Source organism: Citricoccus sp. (assembly GCF_032154715.1).
Lineage (GTDB): Bacteria > Actinomycetota > Actinomycetes > Actinomycetales > Micrococcaceae > Citricoccus.
In genome coordinates this window covers 1-13,241 of the sequence record NZ_JALDXU010000037.1, presented here as the reverse complement: position 1 = coordinate 13,241, position 13,241 = coordinate 1, and the positions used below count along the sequence as shown (strand labels likewise).

General features: G+C 66.8%; 10 protein-coding genes. 3 read left to right on the top strand and 7 right to left on the bottom strand.

Going from position 1 to position 13,241, the window contains the following annotated elements:
• Positions 1 to 34 precede the first annotated feature (34 nt).
• The 5 genes from rpoB to RUH65_RS08095 all read right to left on the bottom strand — a co-directional run bounded on the left by rpoB (position 35) and on the right by RUH65_RS08095 (position 7,750).
• Complete coding sequence (gene rpoB / locus RUH65_RS08115) at positions 35 to 3,556, bottom strand: DNA-directed RNA polymerase subunit beta (RefSeq protein ID WP_313816843.1); 3,522 nt, start codon at positions 3,554 to 3,556, stop codon at positions 35 to 37.
• A gap of 255 nt (positions 3,557 to 3,811) precedes the next feature.
• Complete coding sequence (locus RUH65_RS08110; protein WP_313816842.1) at positions 3,812 to 5,074, bottom strand: acyltransferase; 1,263 nt, start codon at positions 5,072 to 5,074, stop codon at positions 3,812 to 3,814.
• 260 nt (positions 5,075 to 5,334) lie between these two features.
• Complete coding sequence (rplL, locus tag RUH65_RS08105; protein WP_313816841.1) at positions 5,335 to 5,718, bottom strand: 50S ribosomal protein L7/L12; 384 nt, start codon at positions 5,716 to 5,718, stop codon at positions 5,335 to 5,337.
• Positions 5,719 to 5,805: 87 nt separating this feature from the next.
• Positions 5,806 to 6,351, bottom strand: a complete 546-nt coding sequence (gene rplJ / locus RUH65_RS08100; RefSeq protein ID WP_313816839.1) for a 50S ribosomal protein L10 — start codon at positions 6,349 to 6,351, stop codon at positions 5,806 to 5,808.
• A gap of 343 nt (positions 6,352 to 6,694) precedes the next feature.
• Positions 6,695 to 7,750 (bottom strand): LacI family DNA-binding transcriptional regulator, encoded by a 1,056-nt coding sequence (locus RUH65_RS08095; RefSeq protein ID WP_313816838.1) that lies wholly within the window; start codon positions 7,748 to 7,750, stop codon positions 6,695 to 6,697.
• Between the two features lie 341 nt (positions 7,751 to 8,091).
• Here RUH65_RS08095 and RUH65_RS08090 point away from each other — a divergent pair, with 341 nt between their 5' ends.
• The 3 genes from RUH65_RS08090 to RUH65_RS08080 are packed head-to-tail and all read left to right on the top strand — an operon-like array spanning position 8,092 to position 11,206.
• On the top strand, positions 8,092 to 9,078 hold the full coding sequence (locus RUH65_RS08090) for a tripartite tricarboxylate transporter substrate binding protein (RefSeq protein ID WP_313816836.1): 987 nt from the start codon (positions 8,092 to 8,094) through the stop codon (positions 9,076 to 9,078).
• A 2-nt stretch (positions 9,079 to 9,080) separates the two neighbouring features.
• A complete protein-coding gene (locus tag RUH65_RS08085; RefSeq protein WP_313816835.1) occupies positions 9,081 to 9,626 on the top strand; it encodes a tripartite tricarboxylate transporter TctB family protein in 546 nt (181 codons plus the stop codon).
• Complete coding sequence (locus tag RUH65_RS08080) at positions 9,623 to 11,206, top strand: tripartite tricarboxylate transporter permease (protein ID WP_313816833.1); 1,584 nt, start codon at positions 9,623 to 9,625, stop codon at positions 11,204 to 11,206. The genes RUH65_RS08085 and RUH65_RS08080 overlap by 4 nt, the downstream gene beginning before the upstream one ends.
• An 80-nt stretch (positions 11,207 to 11,286) precedes the next feature.
• Here the strand turns inward: RUH65_RS08080 and RUH65_RS08075 are convergent, their stop codons facing one another.
• Together RUH65_RS08075 and RUH65_RS08070 are read right to left on the bottom strand one after the other, a co-directional pair.
• The gene (locus RUH65_RS08075; RefSeq protein ID WP_313816832.1) at positions 11,287 to 12,087 is read right to left on the bottom strand and encodes a TIM barrel protein; all 801 of its coding nucleotides are present in this window, start codon (positions 12,085 to 12,087) and stop codon (positions 11,287 to 11,289) included.
• 74 nt (positions 12,088 to 12,161) lie between these two features.
• On the bottom strand, positions 12,162 to 13,226 hold the full coding sequence (locus tag RUH65_RS08070; protein WP_313816853.1) for a Gfo/Idh/MocA family oxidoreductase: 1,065 nt from the start codon (positions 13,224 to 13,226) through the stop codon (positions 12,162 to 12,164).
• Between the last annotated feature and the right edge of the window lie 15 nt (positions 13,227 to 13,241).

Genomic DNA, 13,241 nt, shown 5'->3' with positions numbered 1-13,241 from the left:
TGAAGTCTGGGGTGGGACGGGGAACGGGTGTTGCTCAGACCTCTTCAACCGAGCTGGGCTCGTTGTGGGACAGATCGATGCCCAGTTCCTCGGCGGCCCGGAAGACTTCATCCTCCGAGTCACGCATTTCGATCGCGGTGCCGTCGGCGGAGAGGACCTCCACGTTCAGGCACAGCGACTGCATTTCCTTGATGAGGACCTTGAAGGACTCGGGAACGCCCGGCTCCGGGATGTTCTCGCCCTTCACGATGGCCTCGTAGACCTTCACACGACCGTGGATGTCATCCGACTTGATGGTCAGCAGTTCCTGCAGGGTGTAGGCGGCGCCATACGCCTCCAGGGCCCAGACCTCCATCTCACCGAAGCGCTGGCCACCGAACTGCGCCTTACCGCCCAGCGGCTGCTGCGTGATCATGGAGTACGGACCTGTGGAGCGTGCGTGGATCTTGTCGTCCACCAGGTGGTGCAGCTTCAGCATGTACATGTAACCCACGGAGACCGCGTCCGGGAACGGCTCGCCGGAGCGGCCGTCGAACAGGGTGGCCTTGCCGTTGGTGCCCATCAGGCGGTCGCCGTCACGGGTGACGTTGACGTGGCCGAGCAGGCCCTCGATCTCGTGGGCCTCGGCACCGTCGAACACCGGGGTGGCGACGTTGACCGGACCGGAGGACCGCGGGAAGTTCGGCAGGTCCTTGATCCACTCCGGCTCGCCCTGGATGTCCCAGCCGCGGGAGGCGGCCCAGCCCAGGTGCAACTCCATGACCTGGCCCAGGTTCATACGGCCCGGAACGCCCAGCGGGTTCAGGATGATGTCCACCGGGGTGCCGTCCTCGAGGAACGGCATGTCCTCCATCGGCAGGATCTTGGAGATGACGCCCTTGTTGCCGTGGCGGCCGGCCATCTTGTCACCGTCGGTGATCTTGCGCTTCTGCGCCACGTACACACGGACCAGCTGGTTCACGCCCGGGGGCAGGTCGTCGTCCTCGTCGCGGTCGAAGATGCGCACGCCGATGACGGTGCCGGACTCGCCGTGGGGCACCTTCAGAGAGGTGTCACGCACTTCGCGGGACTTCTCGCCGAAGATGGCGCGCAGCAGGCGCTCCTCCGGGGTCAGCTCGGTCTCGCCCTTCGGGGTCACGCGGCCGACCAGGATGTCCCCGGCCTCGACCTCGGCACCGATGTGGATGATGCCGCGCTCGTCGAGCTGCGCCAGGACCTCGTCGGAGACGTTCGGGATGTCCCGGGTGACCTCTTCCGCGCCCAGCTTGGTGTCACGGGCGTCGACCTCGTGCTCCTCGATGTGGATCGAGGTCAGCACGTCGTCGCGCACGAGCCGCTCCGAGATCACGATCGCGTCCTCGAAGTTGTGGCCGTGCCAGGGCATGAACGCGACGAGGAGGTTCTTGCCGAGCGCCAGCTCGCCGTGGTCCGTGGCGGGACCGTCGGCGATGATGGACAGCTTCTCCACGCGGTCGCCCTCGGTGACCCGGACACGCTGGTTGTAGGCGTTGCCCTGGTTGGAGCGCGCGAACTTCATGATCGGGTAGTGGCGCATCGTGCCGTCGTCGTTCATGACGGTCACCATGTCCGCAGCCACCTCGGTCACGACGCCGGGGGCGTCGGCCGTGATGGAGTCCCCGGCGTCGACGGCGATGTACTTCTCCATGCCGGTGCCCACCAGGGGCGCCTCGGCCTGGAGCAGCGGCACAGCCTGGCGCTGCATGTTCGCGCCCATGAGGGCGCGGTTGGCGTCATCATGCTCGAGGAACGGGATCAGCGCCGTGGCGGCGGAGACCATCTGGCGCGGGGAGACGTCCATGTAGTCGATGTCGTCCACGCCGGACAGCACCGGCTCGCCACCGCCGCCGCGCTGGCGGCAGAGCACGAGGTCCTCGGCGAAGGAGCCGTCGTCGTTCAGCGGGGCGTTGGCCTGGGCGATCTGTGCTTCCAGCTCGTCATCGGCGGTGAGGTAGTCCACCTGCTCGGTGACGATCCCGTCCACGACCTTGCGGTACGGGGTCTCGATGAAGCCGAAGGGGTTGATGCGCCCGAACGTTGCCAGCGAGCCGATGAGGCCGATGTTCGGGCCTTCCGGGGTCTCGATGGGGCACATGCGGCCGTAGTGGGACGGGTGCACGTCACGGACTTCCATGCCGGCACGGTCACGGGACAGGCCGCCCGGGCCCAGCGCCGACAGGCGCCGCTTGTGGGTCAGGCCCGCCAGCGGGTTGTTCTGGTCCATGAACTGGGACAGCTGGGAGGTTCCGAAGAACTCCTTGATCGAGGCCACCACGGGGCGGATGTTGATCAGGGTCTGCGGGGTGATCGCCTCGACGTCCTGGGTGGTCATGCGCTCACGCACGACGCGCTCCATGCGGGACAGGCCGGTGCGGATCTGGTTCTCGATCAGCTCGCCCACGGCGCGGATACGACGGTTGCCGAAGTGGTCGATGTCGTCGACCTCCACGCGCACCTCGACGTCCTCGCCGGCGCGCTTGCCGGTGATCGTCTTCTCGTTGGCGTGCAGGGCCACGATGAAGTGCACCATCTGGACGATGTCGTCCTGAGTCAGCACGGACGCGTGCGGATCGGACAGCGGCATGTCCACGCCCAGCTTGCGGTTGAGCTTGTAACGGCCCACCTTCGCCAGGTCATAGCGCTTCGGGGTGAAGTACAGGTTGTTCAGCAGGTTCTGCGCGGCGTCCACGGCGGCGGGCTCGCCCGGGCGGAGCTTGCGGTAGATGTCCAGCAGGGCCTCGTTCTGGCCCTCGGTGGGGTCCTTCTCGAGGGTGGCGCGGATGGAGTCGTACTGGCCGAACTCCTCGAGGATGCGGGACTCGGACCAGCCCATGGCCTTGAGCAGCACGGTGACCGGCTGCTTGCGCTTGCGGTCGAGGCGGACGCCGACCTGGTCGCGCTTGTCCACCTCGAGCTCGAACCAGGCACCACGGGACGGGATGATCTTCGCGGTGAAGATGTCCTTGTCACTGGTCTTGTCCGGGGTGCGCTCGAAGTACGCACCGGGCGAGCGGACCAGCTGGGACACGACGACACGCTCGGTGCCGTTGATGACGAAGGTGCCCTTCTCCGTCATGAGCGGGAAATCGCCCATGAACACCGTCTGCTGCTTGATCTCGCCGGTGTTGTTGTTCATGAACTCGGCCTTGACGTACAGCGGAGCGGCGTACGTGGTGTCGCGCTCCTTGCACTCGTCGACCGGCATCTTCGGGTCAGAGAACTCCGGATCGGTGAAGGACAGGGACATGGTGCCCTGGAAGTCCTCGATCGGGGAGATCTCCTCGAAGATGTCGGCGAAACCGGACGTGACCGCCACGGAGTCGTCATTGATCTCGCGAGCGTGGGCCACCCGTTCGGCCCAGCGCTCGTTGCCCACGAGCCGGTCGAACGACTCGGTCTGCAGGGCGAGCAGGTCCGGGACATCCAGCGGCTCATGAATCTTCGCGAACGAGATTCGGCCGGCACTGGCGCCGGAGCGGGGCGAGACGCCCCCGGGGAAATTAGCGGTTTCGGTATTTGAGGTGCTCGAGGCGACCAAGAGGGATCCTTCCACAGACCGTCTTTACTTCCGTGCACTCCCCCACTGGTCCACAGCACCGGGGCCCACCGCTATTTGAAGGCCAGACCGTATGCCACACTGAGATGCCCCCGGACGCGACCGGTGGCATGACAAAGTGGAGTTCAGGGGAGACGTAAGGAACCATACTAACTTTCGGCACGCCCGAAGTCCAGCCGGTCCTGTTCCCGTGGCTGTGAATATGCTAGGAAACCGGGTGCCTCTCAAGCCTGTTGCCTATGAAGCCGGCGTCCGGGCCCGCCCCAGGCCCCGCCCCACCGCCGGCCACGTTCCGACGCCGGCCGTCACCGCGCGCTGCAGGCCCGGCCCCAGCGGGCGCTCGACCCACCGGTGCAGCAGCCATGCGGCGCCCAGGATCGCGGCCAGGGTGAGGGCCAACACCACCTCACGCGGCAGATACGGCGAGAGCAGATAGATCAGCCACCACCCCCACAGCTGGTGCAGGAGATAGACCGGGTAGGTCAGCTGTCCGGCTAGGGTCATGCCCGGCACTCGGAGGGAGGCCAAGGGGGTCAACACGATGAGCGCGACCACGACGAACAGCCCGGCGACGACGGCCACGAAGGCCCAGAAGGGGTAGTCATAGCCCGTCAGCTTGAGCGTCTCGGCTTGCTGGACACGCGCGGACCACAGGCTGCCGGCGCCCGCATTCAGCACGAGGGCCGCCCACCGCAGCGGCGTATGGCCGAACTTGAAGAGCAGGAACAGGGCCATCCCGCCGGCGAACAGGGCCGAGTACTGGGGGAAGAACACGTGCTCCACCCAGTCGATGGGCTGGCCGGCCGCATGCAGGCCGAAGTACAGGGCGTTGCCGACGATCGGCCACGCGAAGGTGAACACGAGCACCCGGCCCACCGTCATGCCGATGAGCGTGAAGGCGAGGATCCAGAGGTAGAACTTCATCTCCACCCACAGGGTCCAGTAGACGCCGTCGATATGCCCGACGCCGAGGCCGCCCTGGAACATCGTCAGGTTCGCCAGGATGTCCACCGGCGACCGCTGGGATCCCATCTCCGGCCAGAGCACGAAGGTCAGCGTGGCGGTGGCCAGCACCGCCACCCAGTAGGCCGGGTAGAGACGACCCACCCGGGAACCGATGAACCTCGCCGGCGACTTCCCAAAGGAGGAGAGCAGGATCACGAAGCCGGAGATGATGAAGAAGAGTTGGACGCCGAGCGCCCCGACGGCACTGAACTGGCTCAACCACGGCCACGCCTCGGCGGCGGGTTCCCCATGGCGGCCCCAGTGCCCGTGGTGCCAGGCGGTCCAGTGAAAGAGCACCACGGCGAGGGCGGCGACCAGGCGGAGCCCGTCGAGCAGGGCCAGGCGGGGCCGTGGCCGATCTGCCGTCTGCTGATCTATCGGCTGACCACCCGGCTGACCAACCCGTTGACTGGCCTGCTGAACTGCCTGCTGAACTGCCTGCTGATCCTGCTGCTGATCTACCTCGATCCGCGGCAGCTCCGTCGTCGCGACCATGGGCCGGCGCCCTCCCTCAGATTCCGAGCCGCGCCGCGCTCTGCTTCCCGCCCCCGCGCGTCGGGCTCTACTTGCATCCCGTCCTTAATGATTTCGTTACCTTACGTAGCCCAACTGGGTGGTCGCTGGGAATCTGATGAGAGCGGGCGGAAGACTACCGCTAAAGCAGAGTTAAAGCAGAACGGCCCCATCCTCTCCGCAGGAGCGGGTCGGATGGGACCGGACTGAAAGAGACGAACAGCGGCTCTACGCCGCCGTCATCACTTGAGGGTGACGGTGGCGCCGGCGCCCTCGAGGGTCTCCTTGGCCTTGTCGGCAGTCTCCTTGTTGACGCCCTCCAGGACGGCCTTCGGAGCGGAGTCAACGAGGTCCTTGGCTTCCTTCAGACCCAGCGAGGTCAGTGCGCGGACCTCCTTGATGACGCCGATCTTCTTGTCGCCAGCGGCCTCGAGGACCACGTCGAACTCGGTCTGCTCTTCCTCGGCCTCAGCGGCGGCGGCAGCCGGAGCGGCGCCGGCAGCGGCGACCGGAGCGGCAGCGGTCACTTCGAACTTCTCCTCGAAGGCCTTGACGAACTCGGACAGCTCGATGAGGGACAGGTCGGAGAAGGCCTCGAGCAGCTCTTCGGTGGACAGCTTAGCCATGGTGGGCTCCTTTACTTCCGTGTGATCACGGATGAGTTTTCACGGATGTGATGGTGTGGGGTGGCCGCGAGAGCGACCGGGGTGGTGTTACTCGGCGGCCGGCGCAGCTGCGCCACCCTGCTCCTCGACCTTCGCGCGCAGGGCGTCCACGGTGCGGACTGCCTGCGAGAGGGGGGCCTGGAACATGTAGGCGGCCTTGGTCAGGTTGCCCTTCATGGCACCTGCCAGCTTGGACAGCAGAACCTCGCGGGACTCAAGGTCCGCCAGCTTCTTCATGCCCGCCTCATCGAGGAACTGGCCCTCCATGTAGCCGCCCTTGACGACCAGGGCCTCGTGGCTCTTGGCGAAGTCGCGCATGGCCTTGGCTGCGTCCACCGGATCACCGGAGACGAAGGCGATAGCGGACGGGCCGGACATCTTGCCCTTGAAGGCATCGACGCCGGCCTGATCGGCCGCAATCTCGGTCAGCGTGTTCTTCACCACGGCGTAGGTCGCATTCTCACCGAGTGCACGGCGGAGCTGCTTGAGCTCGGCCACGGTGAGACCACGGTACTCCGTCAATACTGCTGCGGTGGAGGAGCGGAACAGTTCCGCCAGCTCCGCCACAACAGCGTTCTTTTCAGACGTCGCCATGGCACTCCTTCCATTGCTGTGGGGCCGGTACCCCCTGACAACGAAAAACGCCCCGTGCAGGTGCACAGGGCGTGGCGTTGACGTCACGGCGGACCTGGGTCCAGCCATCCTTCAAGCGTTGCTCGGTTTCACCTGCGCAGGTCGCCTCCATCGGGAGAGCTTTACGGACGGGCATCCAGAAGTTCAGGGAACATCCGGGTACCTGCCGACCGGCGGTCTTTGGTGCAACCGATCTTAGGCCCGATGCCGGCCATTCACCAAATCGGGCGGGTCCGGTTCCCCCGAGGCCGGCACCCCAGATGGCCGGTACCCCAGACGGCCAGTTCCCCAGATGGTCAGTTCATCACCGGCGCGCCGCCGACAGCACGGGGGCCGAGGAGGAGGATGTGGACGCCGGACCGGTCGAGCCACGGACCTGCAGCCCCGACGCCAGCCGGAGCTGGTGCACGGTCCGCTCGCCCCCCATACGGGCCAGCAACAGGTCTACGGCCGCCCGCCCGGCCTGCTCCACTGGCGCGTCCACACAGGTCAGCCCCGAGTGCACGAAGTCGGAGCCATAGGTGTTGTCATAGCCGACCACGGAGACATCCGCCGGGACGTCCACCCCGTTGGAGATCAGGTGCCGGAGGATGCCGACGGCCAGTTGGTCGTTGTAGCCGATGATGGCAGTCGGCCTCCGCGCCCAGGCCAGGGCCGCCGCGGCCGCACCCTGGCCGATCAACGGCTTGAACGGCCCCGTGGTGATCAACTCGATCCCCAGGGCCTGGGCCACCTCGTCCTGGGCCTTCTGGCGCAGGACGTTGCTCCACGCATTGTGCGGTCCCGCGCAGTAGACGATCTTCCGGTGCCCCAGGGCATGCAGGTGCTCGATCAGATGCCTGCTGGAATCGGCGTCCCCGGCCACCACCGAACTGATGCCCGCCACCTCCCGGTTGAACAGCACCAGGGGCCGACGCCGTGCCATCTCCCGCAACTCGGCATCAGAGGTCCAGCGGGCCGCGGCGACCACCCCGTTCGCATCCCCGGTCAGCCGCTCCAGGTGCGTCCGCTCCATGGTGGCGGACTCCTCGGCATCGCCCAGGGTCACCAGAAAACCCGCCGAGCGCGCCTGACTGACGGCGCCCTTGAGCAGGTCAGCGAAGAAGGGGTTGGCCAGGTCCTGCACCAGGAGGTTCACCGCACGGGAGGCAGGGGGCGGGGTCACGGCCGCCGCACGCGGCGGCTCGCGGCGGTATCCCAGCCGGGCGGCCGCATCCATGACCCTCTCCACGGTCTGGAAGTTCACCCGGTCCGGCCGCGTGAACGCGCGGGAAGCCGTGGAGGGGGCCACACCGGCCGCCCGGGCCACGTCTTCAAGGCGAACCCTCGCCGCAGGGGCGTCGTCCCGTTCAACATCCATGGTGTTGTCAACTTTTCGCGTGAGGTGGAGGGTGTCGGCATCGCCTCACTCGAGGCCGATGCCACCGACTGGACATGCAGGATCTTTCCACTCTTTGCCACGATTCGTCCAGCACGACTTTTGCGCCGATCCCTGTCATCGCGGGCTACTAGGCACTAGAGCCATGTCACAGTCTCTTCATTTCCGCAATTTTTGGCAATCAACTGGCAATCACTTTCGGTTCATGCCATTCTTCTGTCCACCTCGATCAGTGTGAGCGTCATCACCGCCCACGCCGACATCGCAACACCGCACTCGTCTGATCCCGACTGATCCCCGAGTTATCCCCCAAGGAGCCGGACATGAAACAACGCACCCTGATGACTTCCGCGGCCACCCTGGCCGCCGCCGGACTGCTGCTGTCCGGTTGCGCCTCGAACTCCGGAGGCGGAGGCGAAGGCGACGAGTTCCCGACCGAGGACATCCGCCTCGTCGTCCCCTGGGCCGCCGGCGGCTCCGGCGACCTCTCCGCCCGCACCCTGGCCCCACTGCTCGAGGACGAGCTCGGCGTCAGCGTCGTCGTGGAGAACCGCCCCGGCGCGAACGGCTCCGTGGGATACAACTGGCTCAAAGAGCAGGAGCCGGATGGCTACAACCTCTCCATGCTGGGCGCCGAGGTGGCCACCCTCCAGTTCATGGACTACGACATCAAGCCGGCCGACTACGCCTTCCTCGGCAAGATCCTCGAGGGCCCCGGCGCGATCGCCGTCAAGGCGGACAGCCCCTACGAGACCCTGCAGGACCTGATCGACGCCGCGAAGGCGGCTCCGGGCGAGATCACCTACTCTTCTCCCGGCGTCGGATCCGTGTGGGACAACCCCGCCCAGGGCTTCCAGGAGATGGCCGGCATCGAGCTGACCAACGTCCCCTATGACGGCTCCGCCCCCTCGATCGCCGCCGCCGCGGCGGGTGACGTGGACTTCTCCATCGACGCCATGGGATCCCAGAAGGCCCAGGTGGACGGCGGCGAGCTGCGCTACCTGGCCGTCCTGGCGGAGGAACGGGTAGAGGACTTCCCGGACGTGCCCACCGCAGCCGAGCAGGGCGTCGACCTGCAGAACGCCTCCTTCACGGGTCTGATGGCTCCTGCCGGAACCCCGGATGACGTCGTCCAGACCCTCTCGGACGCCATCGTGGCGGCCACGGAGGACGAGGACTACCAGTCCGTCATCGAGCAGTCCAATCTGGTCCCCGTCTCCGTTCCGGCCGGGGAGTTCACCGAGTTCATCCAGGCCGAGGAAGAGCGCTACGGCCCGTGGATCGAGCTCGCGCAGTCCAAGCAGGGCTAATCGTGGCCTCGCCTGACACCCCTGTTGGTTCCACGACCGGTTCTTCTGCCGGGACCGCGGAGCGTCCGGGTGACCATCCGGAGGACCTGGTCCTGCTGAAGAACCTGCCGTACCGGCTGCGGGAATTGATTCCCGTGGCCGCGTCGGTGGGCCTCGGGATCACGGTCCTCGTCCTGGTCGGTGGCATCACCGACCGGGGCGGGGACGCCCTCGGCCCACGGTTCTGGCCGACCATGCTCGCCTGGGCCCTGATCGGACTCGGCGTCCTGCTGGTGTTCAAGAACGTCCTGCGCGGGGTCCGACCCTCAGACATCCCCGAGGACATGAACTGGACCGGGATCGGCCAGATGGTCGCGACCTTCGCCGTGCTGATCGGCTACCTGCTGTTGTTCAACGTCCTGCAGTTCTGGCTGATCACCATGGTCGTCACCGTGGTGCTGCTCTTGCTCTACGGCATCCGGAACTGGAAGGTCCTCGTCTTCCTCCCGATCATCATCGGTGCCCTGCTGCACCTGTTGTTCATCGTCCTCTTGAAGGTGCCCCTGTGATCCCCGAACTCCTTCTCCAGCTTCCGCAGCTGCCTCAGCTGCCTCTGCCCATCGCGGCGAACGCCGTCACCGACGGCATCGGCGTGGTCCTGCAGTGGGACACCCTGCTGTACATCGGCCTGGGCATGCTCGTGGGCATGCTGGTCGGTGCGTTCCCCGGCGTCACGGCCACCATGGCCGTGGCCCTGGCCTCCGGCTTCACCCTCACCATGGATCCCATCCAGGGCCTGGCCGTGCTGCTGACGATCTACGTGGCCGCGCAGTTCGGCGATCGGGTACCGGCCATCCTCATCAACACCCCCGGCACCCCGGCCTCGATCGCGACCACCTTCGACGGCTACCCCCTGGCCAAGCAGGGCAAGGCGGGCCTGGCCATGACGGCCTCCGCCTTCGGCTCCGCGTTCGGCATGATCATCGGCATCATCGTGCTCTCGCTGTTCGCCATCCCCCTGGCCGGCCTCGCCCGCGAGTTCGGGCCACCGGAGTTGTTCGCCCTCGTGGTCTTCGGACTGACGATGATGATCGGCGTCTCCTCCGGCCGCATCTTCAAGGGCTTGGTTGCCGGCGCCTTCGGACTGCTGCTGGCCACCGTGGGCCGTGATCCGATCACCGGTGACCAGCGCTTCACCCTGGGCATTCTGGAGCTCAACGGCGGAGTTCCCTTCATCCCCGTGATCATCGGCCTGTTCGGTGTGGCCGAGGTCCTCAACCAGATGGTCACCCACCGGCGCCATGCGATCCAGGACAAGCCCATCAGCCAGCTGGGCCAGTGGATGCCGGACCGGGCGATGTTCCGCCGGCTGATCAAGCCCATGGGCATCGGTGCCGGCACCGGTTCCGTGGTGGGCCTGGTACCGGCCGTCGGCGGAGACATCGCCGGCATCATCGCCTGGGACAATGCCAAGCGCTTCTCCAAACGCAAGGACGAATTCGGCAAGGGTTCCGTCGAGGGACTCACCTCCGCCGACACCTCGTCCACCGCCACTCTCGGCGGCTCCGTCACCACCACCATGGCACTGGGTGTGCCCGGCGACTCGGTGATGGCCGTCCTGATCGGCTCCATGATGATCTGGGGTATCCAGCCGGGCCCGGCGCTGTTCACCAACGACCCCTCGCTGGTCTACACCCTGGCAACGATCCTTCTGGTGGCCACCGTGCTCTCGCTGGGCCTCTCCCTGGTCCGTATGAAGTCGATGGTGAAACTGCTGGAGCTGAAGAACCAGTACCTCTGGATCATCATCCTGGTGTTCTGCATGGTCGGTACCTACTCCATCAGCAATTCCGTCTTCGATGTCTTCGTCATGCTGATCATGGGACTGATCGGGCTGTTCATGCTACGTTTCGGTTTCCCTGCCGGCCCCGCCGTACTCGGCCTGATCCTCGGCCCCCTCGCGGAATCCAACCTGCGGCGCACCCTGATCGGTGACGGCTGGGCCGGATTCCTCACCAGCCCCATCGCCCTGGTGCTCTTCGCCATCTCGGCCGCGGCACTCCTGCTGCCCCCGCTGCGTCAGATGCGCCTGCGCCGCAAGCAGGCCCTGAAGGACAAGGACGAGGGACTGTCCGTCCTGATCCCCTGACCGAGACCACCACCACCCACCACGACGACAGCGCCCCCTTCCCCGACGGCAGGGGGCGCCGTCGTCCCTCGGAGGAACAGTCAGGACTCGCCGGTGACAACCGCCATGAAGTCCTGCGCCTGGTCATGGAGCAGCCTGAGGTACTCGGCGGCAGGCCTGTCACCCCGGATCAGTACGTTTGGCACCTCGACACTGACGTACGTTGAGGCGCCCAGGAGACGCAGCAGCTCGCGAACGGGTCCATCTCCCTCTCCGGGGAGGCGCCGAAGGGAACGGGATTCGACAATCTCCAGGTTCTCTTCGTCGGTCCGGGCTCCGATGGCGGCCAGGCTGTCACCATGGTCGCCGATGTCGGCCGGGGCATCACACAGCTGGAAGATCGGGAAGAGGTCACGGTTGTCAGAGACCAACTCCACAGTCGCGCCCGTACGCAGGAAATGCAGGACGTCGAGTTCGACGGCACAACCGACGGCGCGCGCGATATCCACTGCATGATCGAACGAGTTCAGTGCGCGGTAGGCCACCGGTTCCAGGACCGGCACCAGTCCATGGTCGCCGGCATCGGCTGTCAGCGTTCCGACAACCTGCTCGAACTCCGCCGCGGAGGGATGCGCTCCGATGACATTGAGGTACCGAGCCCCCAGCCTCTCGCCAGCACCCAGGACGGTGAGCCAGTCCTCCCGCCGCGTCGACGAGGTGATGCTGAAGACCTCGAGGTCCAACACCGTCACGCCGGTGGCAGTCACGGTGGACACCAATTCTCGGAACGCTCCCGACGAGGTATCCAACGGGAAATGCGGGTCCGAGTCCGCCACGGGATGGGCTCGTAGCCCGACCGAGGTGAAACCGGCGTCCGCCGCCGCGCGGACGTATTCGATCACGGGTAGATCCAGGGCGCTCAGCGGGGCCACCCCGAGGGGAACGCGGTCTCCTCTGGACGCCTGCGGGCTCCTGCTCAAAACACCACCGGCTTTCCGGTGCGGGAGGACTCGTACACCGCCAGCAGGATGCGCAGGGACCGGGTGGCCTCCTCGCCCGTGACGGCGGGGGCCCCGCCGGTGCGGACGGCGTCCACGAAGTCGGCCACCTGCGCTCGGTGCCACGGAATCAGGGCACCGTTGATGGTGGCCAGGTCCACGTTGGGATGGAGCGAGGACGGCCAGGTCTCCTGGGCGCCGACGCTGTTCCCGGCCGCCCAGATGTCCACCCGGCCGTCGGAGCCCTCCGGGAATTCGGTGACCTGTGCGGTGGCGCCCGTGGAACCGGTGACACGGACCTGGACGCCGAGTGACGGGGTGACGGCGGTGGAGGCCTGCAGGGTGGCGATGGCCCCGGAGGCGAACCGCAAGGTGGCCACGGCCGAGTCCTCAACCTCGATGTGGTCGCCGTGCACGAAGGTGCCGACGTGCCCGTGCACCTCGACCACCTCGCCCATGAACCACTGGAGCAGGTCGATGTAGTGGATCCCCTGGGTCATCAGCACCCCACCGCCATCCGAGGCCCAGGTGCCCCTCCAGTCTGTGGCGGAGTAGTACTCGGGTTCACGGTGCAGCAGCACGGAACAGTGACCGAGGATCGGGGCACCCAGCGTCCCGTCGTCGATCGCGGCCCGGATGCGCTGGGCGGCGGGCCAGAACCGGCGCTGGAACAGCACGCCGAAGGTCACGGAGGCCGTGCGGCAGGCGGTCACCATCCGCTCGGCGGCCGCGAGGTCGATCGCGATGGGCTTCTCGCACAGCACGTGCACGCCGGCAGCGGCGGCCTCCGTGACGACGGCCTCGTGGGTGGGGTGTGGGGTGCACACCGAGATCAGATCGATCCCGCGTCCGTCGGCGCCGCGCCAGGACAGCAGGTCCGTGACGGAGCCGAAGGCGTGACCGACCCCGTGGGCTGCGGCGACCGCACCGGCCCGCTCGGCGTCGATGTCACACACGGCCACCACCTCGACGTCCTGCAGGGCGCGGTAGGCCTCCAGGTGGTTGCGGAAGATCGCCCCGCCTCCGGCGATGCCGACGCGCAGGGTGGGGTGCTGGGT